The sequence below is a fragment of the Pontibacter cellulosilyticus genome (genome assembly GCF_014306105.1).
Classification (GTDB): domain Bacteria; phylum Bacteroidota; class Bacteroidia; order Cytophagales; family Hymenobacteraceae; genus Pontibacter; species Pontibacter cellulosilyticus.
Genome location: NZ_JACRVF010000003.1, coordinates 231,444 through 251,058, shown reverse-complemented (window position 1 = coordinate 251,058; position 19,615 = coordinate 231,444). Strand labels below are relative to the sequence as shown.

At 43.7% G+C, this 19,615-nt stretch carries 14 protein-coding genes and 1 tRNA gene; 6 read left to right on the top strand and 9 right to left on the bottom strand.

The genetic code is table 11. From position 1 onward, the window contains the following. Positions 1-26 precede the first annotated feature (26 nt). Positions 27-2,627, bottom strand: coding sequence for an ATP-dependent Clp protease ATP-binding subunit (locus tag H8S84_RS11935; protein WP_187067573.1), 2,601 nt, complete (start codon positions 2,625-2,627; stop codon positions 27-29). A 112-nt stretch (positions 2,628-2,739) separates the two neighbouring features. After that, on the bottom strand, positions 2,740-3,345 hold the full coding sequence (locus tag H8S84_RS11930; protein ID WP_187067572.1) for a WbqC family protein: 606 nt from the start codon (positions 3,343-3,345) through the stop codon (positions 2,740-2,742). A gap of 259 nt (positions 3,346-3,604) precedes the next feature. Here H8S84_RS11930 and H8S84_RS11925 point away from each other — a divergent pair, with 259 nt between their 5' ends. Together H8S84_RS11925 and H8S84_RS11920 are read left to right on the top strand one after the other, a co-directional pair. Further along, positions 3,605-4,489: a lysophospholipid acyltransferase family protein gene (locus H8S84_RS11925; protein WP_187067571.1), complete on the top strand. Its 885-nt coding sequence runs from the start codon at positions 3,605-3,607 to the stop codon at positions 4,487-4,489. 130 nt (positions 4,490-4,619) lie between these two features. Next, entirely contained in the window at positions 4,620-5,534 is a 915-nt protein-coding gene (locus H8S84_RS11920; RefSeq protein WP_187067570.1) for a lysophospholipid acyltransferase family protein, read from the top strand. A gap of 97 nt (positions 5,535-5,631) precedes the next feature. On the opposite strand, the gene H8S84_RS11915 is transcribed toward H8S84_RS11920, so the two are convergent. After that, on the bottom strand, positions 5,632-6,258 hold the full coding sequence (locus H8S84_RS11915; RefSeq protein ID WP_187067569.1) for an L-threonylcarbamoyladenylate synthase: 627 nt from the start codon (positions 6,256-6,258) through the stop codon (positions 5,632-5,634). Between the two features lie 216 nt (positions 6,259-6,474). On the opposite strand from H8S84_RS11915, the gene mltG reads away from it, so the two are divergent. The 4 genes from mltG to H8S84_RS11895 all read left to right on the top strand — a co-directional run bounded on the left by mltG (position 6,475) and on the right by H8S84_RS11895 (position 9,262). Next, a complete protein-coding gene (gene mltG, locus H8S84_RS11910; RefSeq protein WP_187067568.1) occupies positions 6,475-7,548 on the top strand; it encodes an endolytic transglycosylase MltG in 1,074 nt (357 codons plus the stop codon). 95 nt (positions 7,549-7,643) lie between these two features. Further along, positions 7,644-8,057 (top strand): acyl-CoA thioesterase, encoded by a 414-nt coding sequence (locus H8S84_RS11905; protein ID WP_187067567.1) that lies wholly within the window; start codon positions 7,644-7,646, stop codon positions 8,055-8,057. Continuing rightward, positions 8,054-9,022 (top strand): YihY/virulence factor BrkB family protein, encoded by a 969-nt coding sequence (locus H8S84_RS11900; protein WP_187067566.1) that lies wholly within the window; start codon positions 8,054-8,056, stop codon positions 9,020-9,022. Before H8S84_RS11905 ends, H8S84_RS11900 begins: the two co-directional genes overlap by 4 nt. A gap of 155 nt (positions 9,023-9,177) precedes the next feature. Next, positions 9,178-9,262, top strand: a tRNA-Ser gene (locus H8S84_RS11895). A gap of 94 nt (positions 9,263-9,356) precedes the next feature. Here the strand turns inward: H8S84_RS11895 and H8S84_RS11890 are convergent. The 6 genes from H8S84_RS11890 to H8S84_RS11865 form a co-directional block, all read right to left on the bottom strand. Next, a complete protein-coding gene (locus H8S84_RS11890; RefSeq protein WP_187067565.1) occupies positions 9,357-11,135 on the bottom strand; it encodes a PAS domain S-box protein in 1,779 nt (592 codons plus the stop codon). Between the two features lie 43 nt (positions 11,136-11,178). Further along, positions 11,179-11,619, bottom strand: a complete 441-nt coding sequence (locus H8S84_RS11885) for a response regulator (RefSeq protein WP_187067564.1) — start codon at positions 11,617-11,619, stop codon at positions 11,179-11,181. A 6-nt stretch (positions 11,620-11,625) separates the two neighbouring features. Beyond that, on the bottom strand, positions 11,626-13,482 hold the full coding sequence (locus H8S84_RS11880) for a PAS domain S-box protein (RefSeq protein WP_187067563.1): 1,857 nt from the start codon (positions 13,480-13,482) through the stop codon (positions 11,626-11,628). Positions 13,483-13,661: 179 nt separating this feature from the next. Further along, the gene (locus tag H8S84_RS11875; RefSeq protein ID WP_187067562.1) at positions 13,662-14,228 is read right to left on the bottom strand and encodes a chemotaxis protein CheB; all 567 of its coding nucleotides are present in this window, start codon (positions 14,226-14,228) and stop codon (positions 13,662-13,664) included. Next, positions 14,225-15,055 carry a CheR family methyltransferase gene (locus H8S84_RS11870; protein WP_187067561.1) on the bottom strand — a complete coding sequence of 277 codons (831 nt, stop codon included), beginning with the start codon at positions 15,053-15,055 and terminating at the stop codon, positions 14,225-14,227. The genes H8S84_RS11875 and H8S84_RS11870 overlap by 4 nt, the downstream gene beginning before the upstream one ends. Before the next feature lie 289 nt (positions 15,056-15,344). After that, the gene (locus tag H8S84_RS11865; RefSeq protein ID WP_187067560.1) at positions 15,345-19,391 is read right to left on the bottom strand and encodes a response regulator; all 4,047 of its coding nucleotides are present in this window, start codon (positions 19,389-19,391) and stop codon (positions 15,345-15,347) included. Positions 19,392-19,615: the final 224 nt, after the last annotated feature.

Genomic DNA, 19,615 nt, shown 5'->3' with positions numbered 1-19,615 from the left:
AGCCTTTATACTATGCTTTATTTGAGTTACTCTTTGTCTTTGGTCTTATCTGTTCCTGATGATTTAGTAGGCTCTGTTTCTTCCTCATCGGAGGCTGAAGAGGCTTTGCCTTTCTTGCCATTCGACTTGGCTGATGTGAAGCTAAGTTGCTCTTTGCCTTCTTCGTAGTCTACTTTTATCAAATCACCCTGATTCACCTCTGCTTTCAGGATCTCCTCAGCAATTGGATCTTCGATGTACTTCTGGATAGCACGGTTCAGCGGACGAGCACCATACTTCGGATCATAGCCTTTCTCGGCAACAAAGTCTTTGGCTTTAGCAGTAAGCTCGATCTTGTAACCAAGTCCTTCCACACGCTTGAACAGCTTGCCAAGAGAAAGCTCGATAATCTTGTGCATATCCTCACGGTTAAGCGAGTTAAACACGATCACGTCGTCCAGACGGTTCAGGAACTCAGGCGAGAACGTTTTCTTCAGCGCACTTGCAATAGTGCTCTTCATGATATCGTCTACGTTCTCCTGCTTGCTCTTCGACATGAAGCCGATACCGGCACCGAAGTCCTGCAAGTCACGGGCACCGATGTTGGATGTCATGATGATGATCGTGTTACGGAAGTCAACCTTACGGCCTAATCCGTCAGTAAGTATACCATCATCTAGCACCTGCAGTAACAGGTTGTATACATCCGGGTGCGCTTTCTCAATCTCATCCAGCAATACTACAGAGTATGGCTTACGACGGATCTTTTCAGTCAGCTGGCCACCTTCTTCGTAACCCACATATCCCGGAGGCGCTCCGACCAAGCGAGATACACTGAATTTCTCCATGTACTCACTCATGTCTATACGCACCAGCGCATCTTCCTTATCGAACAGGTACGTAGCCAATACTTTGGCAAGTTCTGTTTTACCTACACCAGTCGGGCCAAGGAACACAAATGAACCAATCGGCTTCTTCGGATCTTTCAAACCTACACGTGTACGCTGGATGGCTTTCACCAGCTGCGTAATCGCCTTGTCCTGACCAATCACTTTGCCTTTCAGCTCTTCGCCCATGTTCAGGAGCTTCACGCCCTCATTCTGAGCGATACGTTTTACCGGAATACCTGTCATCATGGCAATAACCTCTGCCACATTTTCCTCTTTTACGGTATAACGCTTCTTCTTCGTCTCTTCTTCCCAGTCACGCTTAGCCGTTTCAAGCTGATCGATGAGTTTTTTCTCTTTATCGCGCAGTTGAGCAGCCTCTTCATACTTCTGGCTCTTTACTACACGGTTTTTCTCCACTTTAATGTTCTCGATCTGCTCTTCAAGCTTCAGAATGTCATCCGGAACAATGATGTTGTTGATGTGCACACGCGCACCAGCCTCATCCAAAATATCGATGGCTTTGTCTGGAAGGAAGCGGTCACTCATGTAACGATCTGAAAGCTTAACGCAGGCCTCAATAGCCTTATCAGTATAGTTTACATGGTGGTGATCCTGGTACTTGTCCTTGATATTGTTCAATATCTCGATCGTCTCTTCCGGCGTAGTAGGGTCTACCATTACAATCTGGAAACGACGGGCAAGGGCACCATCTTTCTCGATGTACTGGCGGTACTCATCCAAAGTAGTGGCACCGATGCACTGAATCTCGCCACGGGCAAGCGCAGGCTTAAACATGTTAGAGGCATCCAAGGAGCCAGAGGCACCACCGGCACCCACAATCGTATGCAACTCGTCGATGAACAGGATCACGTCCGGAGACTTCTCCAATTCGTTCATCACGGCTTTCATACGCTCTTCAAACTGACCTCTATACTTAGTACCGGCAACCAGCGAAGCAAGATCCAAAGTAACCACACGTTTGTTAAACAACACACGGCTTACCTTTTTCTGGATAATACGCAAGGCCAAACCTTCGGCGATGGCTGTTTTACCAACACCTGGCTCACCTATAAGTATAGGGTTGTTCTTTTTGCGGCGGCTAAGTACCTGTGCCACACGCTCAATTTCTTTTTCACGGCCAACAATTGGATCCAGTTTATCATCTTCTGCCAGCTTTGTTAGGTCGCGGCCAAAGTTATCGAGCACCGGGGTGCGCGATTTTTCGCCTGGCTTTTTACTGCTGCTTGAGCGAGATGAAGAACTGCCCAAAAACTTGTCCGAATCATCTGTGTCGTCTGTATCAGACGATGCCAGTGGATTATTACTATGATAATCCAGGGAGTCTCTTATTGCTTCGTAGTTCACGTTGAATTTCGCTAAGATTTGTGAAGAAATGTTGTCTTCATCCCGCAGGATGGATAATAAGAGGTGTTCTGTACCAATGATATCACTCTTGAAGATCTTCGCCTCCAGGTATGTTATCTTCAGCACCTTCTCAGTCTGCTTGGTAAGCGGGATACTGCCGGTAATGTTGCTGCTTTGCGTCGCTGTATTTCGGGTAGCTTGTTCTAAAGCGTACTTTAACTCATCTATCGAAACGCCAAGCTTCTTAAGCAGAGCAATGGCTGTACCTTCTCCTTCCCGTATCATGCCCAGCACCAGGTGTTCAGTGCCAATATAGTCATGACCAAGACGGATAGCTTCCTCACGGCTGAGCGAGATAACCTCTTTCACTCGGTTTGAGAATTTAGCTTCCATGTATACTTTATATAATCTTAAAAAAGTCAAAAAATGTTAATTGGCTGAAGCTTACTTCGAACGCTACCTTTAAACAAGCTGTGCAGTATTAATGTTCAGTAATCACGAACCCCTACTGCAGATATGAAAGCGATGCTGGCCCTTGGGTAAACAACAAGTCAATTATACTTAGCTCTGGTACAAATTGTTTGCCAAATACTTGTGTATAGGGTTTTACGTGCAAATTGTCAGGATAGATTTTGGGATGAATCTTATTTCTTAAGTCCAACACGTTTTCCGGAGCCTGCTCACTGTAAAATGTAGTGTACCGGAGTGGCTTGTTCAGCTTCAGTAATTTAAAATAAAGCTGTAATAAATCAATGTTTAATTGGAATAAAAATTTTGGCTGCCTTTCATATACCTCCTTTATATAGTCACTATAAAATTCAAAATACGGGGCACGGCCATAAGCTGCCTGTATGGTTCGCCAATGCACGTTGTACCATTTCTGACTATAGTCAATCTCTATCTCGGTAATTTTCGTTTTGTCTTTACTGCTCCCTTTAAGCACTGGCACACTCAGCGGCTGCACACCCTGCGCCGTAAGTACGTGGCATCGGTTGCGGTAGCTTTGTTTTACATAATTTTCATGGGCCTCTAGCAGTACACCCTCCGAACTAAGAGCATGGTAGAAGAATGCGACAGGCGGATTATATAAGGTTTCGGTAAGTAGGAGCACTATAGGAATTAAGAGTTTTAAAGTATGATTTAAAAATTTTGGAATTTAAACCTGATTCTATTGGTGGCAGTCATTTATATATGCTAAATAATTTAAATTGTTTGAAGGAAAAAGCCTTTTTTGAATCAATGTTGCTGTAGTTGCTGCTTTCGCTTGATTTAAAACTAGTTATCAGCGGGTTGACATAAAACTAATTTTGGGTTAATAAACTTTCACTCCAGTTCCTATAGGTTATACCTCTGTGTAGCTTTATTAGTGCATGAAAAGAAGTATAAAAATACCTGCTTTGTATTATCCGCTTTGGCTGTTGATTAAGGGCATCGCTGCTTTGCCTTTGCCTATACTTTACAAGTTGGCAGACTTCTTATTCTGGCTAATGTACTATAGGTTGGGATATCAAAAAGAGGTAGTAATCCATAATCTGCGGATGGCTTTTGCTGAAAAAAATGAAGATGAACTTGAGGTTATTGCCAAAGAATTTTACCGTCAATTTGCAGATATAATGGTAGAAATTTTGCACTTAGGTGGCATGAGCCGATCAGAGATGCTGCGTAGGGTAATATTTACTAACCCAGAGTGTCTGTCTGATTATGTTAAAGCAGGTACGCCAGTACTTATTATGGGCTCGCATGTAGCTAATTGGGAGTGGAGCCTTTCGGCTGCTGCCGTAACATTCAATTTCCCGGTAGAGGGAGTATATAAGCCTCTGAACAATCTTTTCTTCGAGGAGTTTATTTTGCACACACGTAGCCGGCTGGGTGCACACCTGATAAAGATGAAAGATACGCTGCGCGAGTTTATAGCGAAGAAAAATGTGCCGCGCGTAGTGGCTTTATTATCTGATCAGGTTCCGCTGCACAGTAACTTTAATTTTTGGACACAATTCATGTATCAAAACACTCCTTTTTACATTGGCGCTGAAAAACTCTCTTTAAGATTTGGCTATCCTGTTCTGTTCCTCGATTTAAAACGCACAAGTCGTGGTAATTACGAAATCACCTTTGAACAGATTACTGATGGTAAAACGAACCCTGATGGGGTAACAGAAGACTATCCTATTACCCTAGTCTTCGCTCAAAAATTAGAAGCGGCCATCCGCCGCGCCCCCGCCGACTACCTCTGGACACACAAACGCTGGAAATAAAAGGCCACAGCCTGCGGCCAATTAGGAATTGCAAATATGGGGTATTGTATATTAAGGTTAGGTAAAACTAATTTCTAATTCCTGATTTTTAACACCGATAGATTGTACATTTGCAGCTGCTTATTTGCTGATGAATCAAAGTATAAAAATACCACCGCAATACTACCCGCTCTGGCTGCTACTGAAAGCCTTGTCTTTGCTGCCATTGCCTCTGCTGTACATCCTCTCCAACTTTTTATACTTTGTTGTGTACTATGTAATTGGTTATCGGAAGAAAGTAGTGCTGCAAAATCTGCGCAATGCCTTTCCGGCTACAGCCGATGCAGAGATACAGCAGATAGCCAAAGATTTTTACAAGCAGTTTATGGATGTTGTGGTAGAAATCCTAAAGCTGCACTCTATGGATGCTGCTGAAATGGAGCGCCGTATCGTTTTCTCAAACCAGGAGTTGCTTGATAATTTTGTACAACAAGGCAAAACGGTTATCACGATGGGCTCCCACTCCTGTAACTGGGAATGGGTGCTTTCAGCTGGTGCGGTGCAATTTGGTTTTCCGGCCTATGGCATTTATAAGCCTTTGAATAACCCGTTTTTTGAAGCTTTCATGCTGCAGACGCGAAGTCAACTAGGAGCAAAGCTCATTAAAATGAAAGATACCCTGCGTGACTTCGCTGCAAACCGACACCAGCCGCGTGTAGTAGCCATGCTGTCGGACCAGACGCCACTCAAGAGCGAAATCACCTTCTGGACAACTTTCTTGCACCAGGATACGCCTTTCTACGAAGGGGCTGAAAAGCTTGCTACTCGTTTTGGTTGCCCGGTGTTGTTCCTGGACGTGAAGCGTACCAGCCGGGGCCATTACACGCTTACCTTTGAGTTGATATCTGACGGAAATCCTGTAGATGCAACCGCGCCGGATAAGCCCTCGATCACTGAAATATTTGCCAGAAAGTTAGAAACATCCCTTCGCCGCAGTCCCGCCGATTACCTCTGGACGCACAAACGCTGGAAACATAGCCGCGAAGCGGCTGTTTCTAATATCTGAGTTACGGGTTGAAGATAAACTAAACTGGAAATGAGCTTTCTTAACAAAAGATATTAGGCAAAGCAATTCATAACTCAGAACTCGCGACTCAGAACTCCTATAGGTACTCCTCAATATCGCCAGCGCCTTCTCTTAACACCTCAAAATTGTTTGTTACATCCACTACGGTAGAGGCTTTGTTGTTGCCCGGGCCGCCGTCTATTACACAATCTACCAAGTTTCTGTACTTCTCATAGATAAGCTCCGGGTCGGTGCTGTATTCAATAACTTCGTCTTCGTCGCGGATGGAGGTGGAAAGAATAGGATTGCCTAGCTCTTTTACTAGCAGTAGCGCAATTCTATTGTCTGGCACACGAATCCCTACTGTTTTCTTTTTTCCGCCGGCATACTTAGGTACATGGCTGGTGGCATTAAGTACAAATGTAAAAGGGCCGGGAAGAGCCTTCTTCATCACTTTGTAAGTAGGAGTGTCTATTTTGGCATAGTCGGAAATGTGAGTTAGGTCGGAGCAGATAAAGGATAGGTTTACTTTTTCAGGTTTTACGCCTTTAATCTGGCACACCCGCTCAACTGCCCTATTGTTGTGAATGTCGCAGCCAATGCCATAAATGGTGTCTGTAGGATAGATAATCACGCCGCCGTTCCGCAGTATCTCAACCGCCTCCTGTATTTTTCGCTCTTGTGGATTATCGGGGTGTATTTGCAGAAATATAGCGTTGGCCATAGTTTTATGTTTATGAGGTAAAGTATAAAGTATGCATACTTGATTAGGCAGGTATGCGTTTCAGCTAAGCTACGCAGTAAAAGCGATCGCTGCCAATTTAAATTGAGCTAATAGGCAGCTGGAGCATTCGTTATTAGAGACATAAGTGTTATTTTTGCCGCTCAAACACGCTGAGGCCCGGAACCTAAAACAGATTTCTGACCTTTTACATGAACTATGGCTGATAATTTTAATACTACCACCAAAAGAAAGAGAAAAGAGAAGAGCAAATTAGTGCCCAGCCTTATTGTGCTTTTCCTTTTCCTGTTTGTGAGTTTCTCTTATTACGCGTACCAGATTGTGTACACGCCTAACGTAGACTCAAAAGACCGCGATACCTTTGTAACCATTCCAACAAATGCAACTTACGAGCAGGCGATGGATTCTGTGGAGGCATCCGGCGCTATCATCGATCACCTGTCGCTGCGCTTTATGGCCAAGCTGATGGATTATGACCAACTGGTGAAGCCAGGCCGTTATAAATTAGAACATGGCTGGGGTAACCGCCAACTGATCGGCGTGCTTCGTTCTGGCCAGCAAACCCCTGTAGACCTTACCTTTGCCAATATCCGCCTGCGAAGCCAGTTGGCAACCAAACTGGCAAACGAAATAGAAGCCAGCGAAGAAGAACTTGATAGCCTGCTGAATGATGAGGCCTACCTGGCATCGCTTGGGTTTGATACCACCACCATTGTAAGTATGTTTATTCCGAATACTTACCAGGTGTACTGGACTACTTCTGCTCCTAAGCTAATGGAGCGCATGAAGAAGGAGTACGATACCTTCTGGACGGCAGAGCGCAAGGCAAAGGCAGAACAGCTGGGGCTAAGCCAGAAAGAAGTAAGCACACTTGCTTCTATCGTACAGGCCGAAACCATCAAGAATGACGAAAAACCACGTGTGGCAGGTGTCTATTTGAATAGACTACAGAAGAACATGCTGCTGCAGGCTGACCCTACTGTGGTGTTTGCCGTGCGTGATTTCACAATCCGTCGTGTGCTTAATGCGCACCTGCGTCACCAGTCGCCTTACAATACCTACATCAACAAAGGCCTGCCTCCGGGGCCAATCAATGTGCCCACTATTTCAAGTATAGATGCAGTGCTAAACCCGGAGCAACACGATTACATTTACTTCTGTGCTAAGGAGGATTTCTCCGGGTACCATGCTTTTGCCCGAACAGAATCAGAGCACCAGGCAAATGCACGCCGTTTCCATGCCGCGCTTAACGCGCGTAAAATCATGAAGTAACATTAATTGGGCAAAAGACTTTTAGACAAAGGACAAAAAAAATCTAAATTTTTAAGTCCTTTGTCTTTTGTCATTAATCCTTTGTCAACAAAGCTATGTTCGAATCAGAAGTACAGATACGGGTGCGCTATGCCGAAACAGACCAGATGGGTTATGTTTACTATGGCAACTACGGAGCTTATTACGAAGTAGCGCGTACCGAGGTGTTCAGAAGGTTGGGTATTCACTACAAAGAGATGGAGGCCACCGGTACCATGATGCCTGTTCTGGAGCTGAAATGTAAATACCTGCGCCCCGCCAAGTATGATGATCTGCTTACGATAAAGCTACTGTTAAAGCATAAACCTAAAGGCTCTCGTATACTTTTTGAGTACGAAGTATACAACGAAGAGCAAACGCTTTTGAACATAGGAGAGACTACGATGGTTTTTGTAGATATGAAGACAGGAAAGCCAACTGCAGTGCCGGAACTGATTCATGAGAAACTGGACCCATACTTTAGTGCATGAGGCTTAACCAGCAATACCTGAAGCGCCGTAGAGCGTACCGCAAATTCATCGTTTTTTTAAAGCGATGGCGCTTTAACAATGGGCAGTCTTCGGTGTATGATGTAGTGGATGTGCTGATAGGAGAGTTGCGCCTCGACTCTGTTACAAAGCGTGCTTCCTACATGGCGTTTAATTTTACGCTGGCAATATTTCCTAGTCTCATCTTCCTGTTCACGCTTATCCCATACATTCCTAATATACTTTCTCTGGATCTAGGCCAAAGTATACTTGATTTTCTAGGCGATTTTATGCCGGAGGAGATGTATGCGGCAGCTTATACTACCATTGAAGATATTGTGAACAAGCCAAGAGGTGGTTTGCTGTCTTTTGGTTTCCTGTTTGCGCTGGTGCTGTCAACGAATGGCATTATGTCGCTGATGGATGCCTTTGACAAAAAGTACCATACTTTCTATAAGCGCAGCTATCTCAAAAAAAGGGTAATTGCCACAGCCTTAACAGTTGTGTTGTCGCTTATACTTTTCACGGCGGTGGCGGCCATCTTCTTTGGACAGTGGATACTGGATGTGCTGGTGTTTTATGAGGTGGTAACAGAAAGCTATACGTATACTTTAATTGTAATCCTGAAGTATGTAGCCATTATACTATTGTTCCTGCTGGCAACTTCTATAGTATACTATTTCGTGCCGGCCATCGAGGATAAATGGCCTTTCTTTTCGGCTGGCGCTGTGGTGGCTACAGGATTGATATTCCTGGTATCAATGATTTTCTCCAGCTACATCAGTGCGTTTGATACTTATAACAAGTTTTACGGGTCTATCGGGGCGCTTATTGGTTTGATGATCTGGCTAGACTTTGTTTCGATGATCCTTATACTTGGTTTCGAGATAAACGTGAGTATTGACACCGTTACTAAACGACTGGTGCGTGCCGGCGGCAGGGTAACCCATGTTACAGCCAAAGTATAAATTTTGTGTTGGCAGCGTGAGAGCATGTTGGTATTGCTAAAAATTTCAGCTTAAAACTCAGTGGTTTATACTTTAGAGCCTCAAACCGGTGAAAAATTTTCGCGTATAGTTTTGATAATTCGAGGCGGTACTATACTTTTGTACTCGAAATCGTTAGAGAGTTGGCGGAGTGGTCGAACGCGGCGGTCTTGAAAACCGTTGACTGTAACAGGTCCGGGGGTTCGAATCCCTCACTCTCTGCTGGTAGAAATACCAAGAGCTAAAAAGCCTGCAAAGAAATTTGCAGGCTTTTTGTTTTAAGGCGTGTGCCTTAGTGTGCTATACTTGTATTTAGCTACTCCGAAGGCGTTATTGCCAATTGGGTATGGCATTGTACCTGTTCTGCTTTTCTTACAATATCCCTGATTATTTCGTCTAGCTCGTGCGCCGAAGACTGTAGGTAATGGAGTATCTGGCTATTTTTTGCTTCTCCTGTTGGCGCAATGTCGAGTAAATTAACTAAACCCATCAGGCGGGCTAACGGAGCCCTTACCACATGAGACTGCATCCAGGCAATCTCCCGTAATTTTGTGTTTTGCTCTTCAATTGCCTGTATATGCTTTACACGCTCGCTCACATCTGTTGCCAATACCAACCGAACTTCTCTACCATCCAAGTCCAGCACACTGTTTTTAATGTCAACTACTATCACTTCTCCACTCTTTTTTGTGTGTCTTGTAATAGTCTGAAAGAACTCACCAGTACCTTTTGTGTTGCGCTGGATAGTCTCTAGTTGGGGCAGTTCCTCTTTGGGACGAATATCTTTAAGCGTTATGGACAGAAATTCTTCTCTGCTGTAGTTATAGTGCTTTATCGCCGCCTCGTTCACATCCAGAAAGCGTAAGGTTTCCGTATCGAATAGCCACATAGGGGTAGGGCTCAGGTTAAACAGGTCCCGGTATTTCTGCTCACTTCTTTCCAGGGCAAGTTCTGCAAGCTTACGCTCTGTAATATCCCTGAAGTTCAAGACTACCGCTGCAACAGCAGGCTCATGTAGCTGGTTATGTAAGTGTGTTTCTATCCATTTGAATCTTCCATCAGGCATACGGAAACGGTACTCTACTGTGAGTACAGCATTTGGATTATTATTTACTATCTGGCAAGCATTATTAATAGTCGGAAGGTCCTCCGGGTGAACTAGGTCTATTCTGAACTTACCTGATGTTTCGTTGGAGTGTAGTCCCAAAATTCTGATAGCTGCTGGGCTTCTCTCAACAATGCTACCATCTGCTGCCAAAAGTGCCAAGCCTTCTTCGCTGTTTTGGATAAGTGTTCTGAAGCGCTTTTCGCTTTGCCTGATCTTTTCTTCGGCTTGTTTAATGTTTGTAATATCCCTGGCAATACAGTATCCTATATTCTCACTCAAGTTCCAACGCGCAGACCAGGATAGGTGTACAATCCTGCCGCTTTTGTGTATATACCGGTTTTCATAGTTTATGAGGTCTTTGCCATTTCTGAAAAGTATACCATCAGCAATAGCCGTTTCTCTGTCTTCTTCATGAGCAAGCGAGATAGCCCTTACGCCTATTAACTCGCTGGGTGAGTAGCCTAGTATATCTGTAGATGCAGCATTAACAGTAACAAAACAGCCATTTTCGTCCAAGGTGCAGATCATGTCCAAGGAGAGGTTCATGATCTTCTGCAGTTGTTCTTCTCTTAATCTTAGCTGTAACTCAGCGGTTTCTTTTTTCTCACGGTCTTCGGCCTCGTTTAGAGCGCGCTGTATTTTTGTGGCTATCTGGTAAAGTTTATCTTTAAGCGCAAAGTCAGTTACGCCAAGCTTAATCAGGTCCACGGCTCTTTCTTCTCCCAGCGTACCTGATACAATGATAAAGGGTGTAGCAGGCATTATACTTTGCTTTATATGAAAGGCAGACAGTCCATCGAAGGATGGAAGGGAGTAATCGGAAAGTATAACGTTCGGCTGGAAACTAACTAAAGCCTTTTCAAATTCTTGTTTTGTCTGAACTACTTCTGTAGTATGGTTCAGGCTGCTTTTCTTCAGTTCGTAGAGTAATAGCTCAAGATCATTAGGATCGTGTTCCAGAATTAAAATCTTAACATTTGTTTCCATACTATGTGCGGTAGATGGTGAGGTTAGATAAAAGGTTTAGCCTTTAATAAGGTGGTTGATTAAGCTCCAGCCAATAGCGGGTTAAGTCAGATATGGCTTTAACAAAACCTTCAAAATCAACGGGCTTTACAAAATAGCTGTTGGCGCCTAACTGATAACTTTTAATAATGTCTCTGTCTTCTTTAGATGAGGTAAGTATAACAGTAGGGATTACTTTTGTGCGTTCATCCCACTTTATTCTTCTCAGTATCTCAATACCGTCTACTCGTGGCATTTTTAGATCAAGCAGAATAAGTTTTGGGATGTTCTGTATGTTTCTTGATTTAAAATCGCCTTGGCAGAAAATATAGTCCAGCGCTTCTTCTCCGCTAGTCATGTGCATCAGCGATGGGGCCGCCTTATTCTTTTTCAGGGCTCTGATAGTAAGTTCTGCCTCATCCACATTATCCTCCACCAGTAAAATGTCGATCTGATTTGTGTCCATAATGTTTTAGCTTACAGGTTTAGGTAAAGAAAAATAAAATGTTGCGCCTTTGTTAAGCTCTCCTTCGGCCCAAACCCTGCCACCATGCTTAACTATAACCCGCTGTACTATTGCCAGTCCAACGCCAGTGCCCTCAAAGTCCTGGTCGGAATGGAGGCGCTGAAACACACCAAACAATTTATGTGCGTAATCCATGTTAAAGCCGGTGCCGTTGTCTTTGATATAATAGATAATTTCGTCGTCGGTAGTGTAGGAGCTCACTTCTACCCGCGGATTTTCATTCTTTGAAGAGTATTTTACGGCGTTAGACACTAAATTGATGAAAACCTGGTTAAGTAAAGTATAATCTCCCTCTGCAGAAATCAGTTTTCCAATAACAAAGTTTACCCTGTGTTTGGCACTTGTTTCCGTTTCAGAAATAATCTGCTTAACCATTCCGGCAGTGTTAACAGTTGACTTAACCAGCTCCTTTCTTCCAAGTTTTGAGAATGCCAGCAGATCATCTATAAGCGTGCCCATCTTTTTAGCATTGTTCTGTATGATTTCCAGCAGCCGCCTCAGTTCATCATCCAAGTGGTCTTTATAATCTTCCCGAATAATGTTGGCGTAACCGTTTATGGCACGAAGCGGAGCGCGTAAGTCATGCGAAACAGAATAAGAAAAAGACTCTAGTTCTTTGTTTGTTATCTCCAATTGGGCCACGTTCCGCTTCAGGTCTGTGTTAAGCTGTTTTATCTCCCGTTCCGATTTTTTTTGCGCTGTAATGTTGCGTTCCGTAATAGCCACCGATTTCAGGTTGCTATCCGAATCGGTAAGCACCGAAGCGGCAAAAACAACATCTATCACCTCACCACATTTAGTTACTCGCTTCGTTTCTAAAGCCTGTATCTGGCTGCCTTCAAGTATACTTTCCACTATCTCCTGGGCTTCGCTCAGCAAAAAGTCAGGCACTAGGTTCCAGATCTTCATACCTAGCGCCTCTGCCTCCGAGAAACCGTAGATTTGCTCAGCACCTGTGTTCCATGAGATAATTTGCCCGTCAGGGCTGTGCAGGTAAATAGCGTCGTTAGACTGCTTTACTACGGTGGCCAAGTAACTTTTTATTTCCTCAACTTCTTTGGCCTCTGTAATGTCTCGTGCATTGGCAAACCACAAGCCGTTCTTGCTTACAATGTTCCAGTGCAACCACTTAATTCTTCTGTCTTTGTCGTATACTTTAGTCTCGAAAGATAAACTATCCGATACTTGTTTGCTTAACTTTTGCACCCGTTGCCCATAATCCTCTGTTAGGTACAGCAGCAACGAGGTGTCTTTCACCTCCTCGACCGTATAACCCAATAATGATTGTATAGCCTGGTTTACTTCTTCAAACTTTAATGTTTCGGGGTTGATGATGCAGATGATATCTGCAGAGTTGTTGATGAGTAAGGCAAACTTCTCAAGTGCAAGGTTATTCTCCAGTAGTTTTTTCTTCTGCAGGTGCAGTTCCAGCAGCACCGATACTTTTGCTTCTGTTAGTTCGCGGTTCAGGGGCTTGTATAGGTAATCAATGGCGCCTTCCTCAAAGCCCTTCATCATAAAGTGGTGCTCCTTCTTTTCCGCGGAGGCAAAAATAATTGGGATTTCTCTTGTCCTTTTGTTCGACTTCAGAATCTGGGCAACCTCAAAGCCGTCCATCTCAGGCATCTGCACATCCAGTATGATCAGGTCGATATCCTTATTCAGGACTGTTCTCAGCGCCTCATTTCCATTGGTTGCGCTAAGTATGCATCTACCAGGTTTGAACAACATTTGCTCCAGCGCAAAAATGTTATTTACCTTATCATCGACTATCAGAATATTAACTTTGTCTTTCTTTGGCATTTACTTCGGAGCCTCTGTCTGCCACATCACCTAAACTTCTGTATATAATAATTTTGAGTGTGTGCTATAGTGGGTTGATTCGTAACATCTGTTACACTTACATTAAATGTATTTACAATATACTGTTAATCAATTAATTGGCAAAGTGTGTAATTAAAAAAATATATAAAGTAGATTACTTATACTGTATATAATCCAAGTACAAAATTTTTAATGTGCTCCAATGAAAGAATATTTTGCACACAACCTGTGGCGATAGCAGCTTTAGGCATGGCCGGATATAGGGCATTGGCTGGGTCTTGTGCAATGGTGGTACCGTGCATCTTTCTTATGGTTCTAATGCCATTTGCCCCGTCTTGGTTTGCACCGGTAAGTATGATGGCCAGTAGTTTATCTTTGTATGTATAGGCAGCTGTTTCAAAAAGGACATCGATAGAAGGGCGACTGTAGTTTACGCGTTCGTCACAGGATAGTGAGAAAGTGCGGTCCTGTTCTATCAGAAGATGGTAATCCGGTGGAGCGAAGTATACAGTGCCACCTTTTATAATCTCCTTTTCATCGACTTGCTTTATGTGTATTTTACATTTCTGCGAAAGCACTTCCTCCAGCAAGGTACGTTCGTCTTTTGAGCGGTGCTGCACAATAATGATGGGCAGCGGAAAAGTAGCAGGCAAGGCCTCCAATATGGCAGTAAGAACATATAAGCCGCCTGCCGATGTGCCGATTACCACCGCCTCGTATTTCATGTTTTAGTTGCCGGTTTAATTTTCTTTCTATAGATTTTTTCTCTTTTGTCTATATCAGTAAATTCCTTTTGTTTGTCTGAAAAAAGCAGCGATTCTTTACTTCCAAGGGCAAGAAAGCCGAACGGGCTAAGGCTATCATAAAAAAGGTTGATTACTCTGTTCTGCAGCTTCTGGTTAAAGTAAATAAGTACGTTGCGGCAAAGTATAAGCTGAAACTCATTGAACGAGGAGTCAACAGCCAGGTTATGAATAGAGAACACGACGTTCTGTTTTAGCGATTTGTCTACCATAGCCGAATCATACTTGGCAGTATAATAGTCTGAAAAAGAGTTTTTGCCGCCTGCCTTCTGGTAGTTGGAAGTATAAGCTTTCATCAGGTCCATGCGGTAAATGCCATCTTTAGCTGTCTGTAATGCTCGCTGGTTTATATCAGTGGCATAAATTACAGAGCGGTCTAGCAAGCCTTCTTCTTTCAGCAGAATTGCCGTAGAGTATACTTCTTCCCCGGTAGAGCACCCAGCTATCCATATTTTGATAACTGGATAAGTAGCCAGGTGTTTTAGTACGTTTTCGCGCAGGCTCTTATAAAATGTGGGATCACGGAACATCTCTGTTACATTAACAGTAAATTCCAGCACAAACTGGGCAAAGGCATTCTCGTCTGTTAAAAGGCTTTTACTTAGTTCTTGTATGGAGTTAACCCGGTTGGTGCGCATATAATGCTGTACGCGCCGCGCCGCAGAGGCTTCTGCATACTCTGTAAAATCGTACCCGTAGTTATTCCGGATAGAGGTGAGCAGTTCCTGTAATTCGGCACTAGTTATCATGCATTATGTCTTTTTGCCTTTTTTGCGCCTAGGTGATAAAATCATTTTGCTAAGCCAAGGCAGTTTAACGAAAAGCATCTGGTAATGATACAATGCTACGATACTTGTTAGTGCGGAAGAGCTCATCAGCTCTACCCTGCAGTTCTTTCAGATTAACCGGTTTTGATATATGTATCAGTTCCTTTTACAGGAATTAACAGTTACGGCTATAATAGGGACAGCAGAAATAAAAGCACTTTACCTAATTTTGATGACTGCTTTTAAGCTATCCTGGTAAACTGTTTGGCATTTACTTGTATAGCCACACGCGCATCAGCGACAGCAGTTGTTCTATATTTACAGGCTTAGGCACATAATCAGACATACCAGCTTCCAGGCACTTTTCGCGGTCGCCTTTCATGGCTTTTGCTGTAAGCGCAATAACAGGCAACTTACTAAATTTGCTCATCTTCCTGATCTCCCGTGTGGTTTCATAGCCGTCCATCTCCGGCATCATCACGTCCATCAGTACTATATCTGTATCAGGCTGTTCCTGCAACATTCTAATAGCTTCCTTCCCGTTTTCAGCTGTAATGCAGCGCACTCCTTCTTCCTCCAGGGCATTTGTGAGCGAGTAGATATTGCGCATGTCATCATCCACGATCAAAATCTTTTTGTTATGCAGCACCTCATCAGTTCTGTGCAGTTTACGCAGTATCTGCTGTTTCTCTTTAGGTAGCTTCGATTCTACACTGTGCAAGAACAAAACTGTTTCATCCAATAGGCGCTCGGTAGAGTCAACGGTTTTAAGTACTACTGTATTGGCAAGCTTGTGTAGCTTGGAGGTCTCTTCTTTGGTAAGCTCTTTTCCGGTATAAACTATTATGGGTACTTTATAGAAGTCCTCATTTGCTTTGATTTTTTCGAGTAGGTCCATACCGCCCATGTCTGGAAGTCCCAGGTCAATAATTACGCAGTCGAACTTTTCTTTCTGCAGCATCTTGTAAGCTTCTTCTCCGGTATAGGCTGAGAACGATTTTACATCGCTGTTGCTTACCAGTTCTCTGATAGCCATGTTCTGTTGCTTATTATCTTCTACAACAAGCAACCTTTTCAACTTTCGGTTAATGAATTCTTCAATCCGGCCAAAAGATGCATCTAACTCGTTCTGTGTGATTGGTTTTTTGATGAAATCAAATGCGCCAAGTTCAAAGCCTTCGTTACGGCGATCGTAACCGGAAATTACCTGCACCGGTATGTGGCGAAGCTCCGGATCATTTTTAAGATGCCTGAGTACCTCGGCGCCATCCATCACAGGCAGTTTCATATCAAGTATAATGGCATCGGGGCTATGGTGCCTGGCGAGACTTAAGGCTATATTGCCCTGGTGTGCCAGTATGCCTCTATAGCCCTTCTCCCTAACAAAATTTAGCAAGATATCGGCAAACTGATCATCGTCTTCCACAATCAGGATAACTTTATCATTTTCTTTGATGGCATACCTGTCATCAGTTACATTTTCCTGTTGCTGCATGTAATCCTGAGGCTCCACATAGGGTGTTAGTATTCTCTCGGGTTTGGGCTTTACAGCTATCTCCTTCTCCGAATGTTCAGATAAGTTTGCATCAAAAGTATAAGGTAGGTATAGGGTAAAGGTACTTCCTTTTCCTGCCTCGCTCTCTAGCAGTATTTCTCCACCTAGGGCATTGGCTAACTCCCTGCTGATGGATAAGCCAAGGCCTGTACCGCCATACTTCCGTTTAGTAGATCCATCTGCTTGTTGAAATGCCTCAAAAATTACTGCCTGCTTATTCTCTGGAATACCGACACCCGTATCAGATACAGCAAAAGATATAACTTCAGGTAATGTGTGCAGCTTGTTGTTCCGCAACATACTAGGCGGTTTTACAGAGTATATATCTAATGTTACAGTGCCGCGCTTATCGGTAAACTTAAAGGCATTGGAAAGCAGGTTTCGCAGGATCTGCTCCAGTCGCTGCTTGTCTGTGGCAAAGGGTTGGACTATACTTTCTTCTCTTAGGTGTAGGTCGAAATTAACTCCCCGGTTAATAGCCACCTCTCTGAAAGTGGCTTGCAAGTTGCTGCTTATCTCATTTAGGTCAACAATGTCTATCTCCAGCTCTATTTTGCCCGACTCAACCTTCGATAGATCCAGGATCTCGTTGATCAGATTTAGCAGGTCTGTGCCGGAACTGTAAATATTTTTGGCAAACTCAACTTCTTTAGGCCCTAGCGCTTTTGTCTTGTTCTCGCCGAGCAGCTGCGACAGGATAAGTATGCTGTTTAGCGGGGTACGCAGTTCGTGCGACATGTTGGCCAGGAACTCAGACTTATACTTATTTGTAATTTCCAGTTCCTTTGCTTTTGTTTCGATCTCCATCTTGGCCACCTCGAGACTATTCTTTTGCTCTTCCAGTAGGTTAGCCTGCTCTTCAAGCTCTTCGTTTGTTTGCTGTAGCTCTTCCTGCTGCGCCTTCAACTCAGCTTCCGACTCCTCCAGCAGATTTGTCTTTTCCTGAAGCTCCTCGTTAGTCTGGCGCAGTTCTTCCTGCTGTGCCTCCAACTTTTCGGCCTGCCGCTGTGTTTCCTCAAGCAGTTCTTTTAGCATAGTTCTGGACTGCATGGAATTAAATGCAATGCCAATATTTTCGGCAACTGTGTCCAAGAACTCCATGTCATACTTCGAAAACTCGCTGGTGGTGCCAACCTCAATTACTCCTTTTACCTCTTCATCAAACAGAAACGGGTAGACAATTATATTTTTTGGGGATGTGTTGCCAAGCGCAGAATTTACCTTAATGTAATCGTTAGGTACCTGTCTTAATACAATTGGCTTTTTCTCCAGTGCAGCCTGACCAATAAGTCCTTCGCCATATTTTATAATGTCTTTATGGTAGTTAAAGGCATAGCTCCCAACAAGGCGCAAGTGCCCGTTCTCAGAAAGATAAATAGCTCCGATCTGGCCATTAAGGTAGGTTGTTATCTTTTTTACCACTTCCTGCGCCAGTTCCTGGATTTCCTGCTCGCCGTGCATCAGGTCGTTTAGCTCGCTGTTGCCAGTTAGCAGCCAGTTGCGTTTTTCGTTCTGGAAAGAAAGCTCCTGCAGGTTGTTTTTCATGTTTAGCAGCGAAGCGCCAAGTACATCTGATTCTCCTCTTACCCGAACCACAGGAGAGTAATCGCCGTGCCCTATAACATCTGCAGCCTCTGCATACTCTCTCGATACCTGGATCAGTTTATTAAATGAGCTTGCAAGGCTGCCAATTTCATCTTTAGAGTCCATAGACAACTGCAGGTCCAGGTTGCCTTGCGAAATCCTATCAGCTGCATCCTTTATCTGAAGTATAGAGCTTACGATGTAGGAGATAGTATAGTAGAGCAGCAGCGTGATGAGCAGCAGTGTAATAACGGCAACAACAATATTTTTTAGGAGCGCGCCATATATTTCCTGTAGTTGGTTTTCAGCTGTTTGCCGAATGGCTAATGCCGAATATGCCTCTACTTCTTTTAACGTGTTTAAATAGGCAACACCGTTTATCCACCATTCGTCCTCGGTGTACTGTAGCTGAGAGAGGGAAGGTGTATTGTAGACAGCATTCATTATTTGCTGTACTTTAAGTATAGGCTGTGTTTCTGACTGGTTATTGTAGAATTCTGCAATGTCATCGGAGGCATTTTTTTTGAAACTTTCGAGGCTTATCTCATGGCGTCCTTTGAGTGCGGCGAACTCTGCAAATCCATTTTCGTCGAAGCTGCCTCTAAGTAGTGCTTGCTTCAGGCTAGCACGCAGTTGGCCAAAATACTCTTTGCCGTATAGCAGAAATAAGTGGGCATTTAGGTGGTTTTTCACCTCAGGGCTTTTGGAGTATAGTGCTGTCTTGCTTATCTCATCTATAAGGGCTGTGTTGATATCTCCCAACGCATCGCGTACACTGTCTGGGTTAGCACTGCGCGTGTTTATTCGTCCTCTCAGGTCAGGTAGCTTATTTAGCTTATTCTGGGCTGTGGTAATTCCTGTATCTTGCCTCGTTAGCAGTTTCCTGAGTTCGAAAATAGCCTTGTCGGTTTGCTCGCGCTGCCTGAAGAGTTCGTCTTTTTCCTCTGTGCCTTCGCTCAAAATATACCCGAGCGAGTAACCACGTTCCTGCTGAATCTGGTGCAGCACATCCGAGATCGCCTCCGCTTTTAATACGTCGTCATACACTTGTTGCACCCGCTCTCTGCTTCTTATGCCATCGGCAACATCTACAGAAAGAAAGTAAAATAAAGCAACAAGCGGAATGAGGGTGACGAGTAATAGTTTGTTCTTGATGGAGATATCCCGGATGATGCTCATACTAACTTAGGTGATTGTAGGGTGCAGAAACAGGCTTAATATTTTGTGGCAATCGCGCGTAATAAAATGCCTTTAATGCAAAATACTCTATTTTTTCAATTTTGAAATTAATAAAGATGCAATTTTTGTATCAGAAGTATAAAGTAATGTCAGTTAAATACTTTGGCGCGGTGCTAGGATGTTTAATTTATAACTTGGTTGTAAAGCCGCGACTGTAGCGTCAG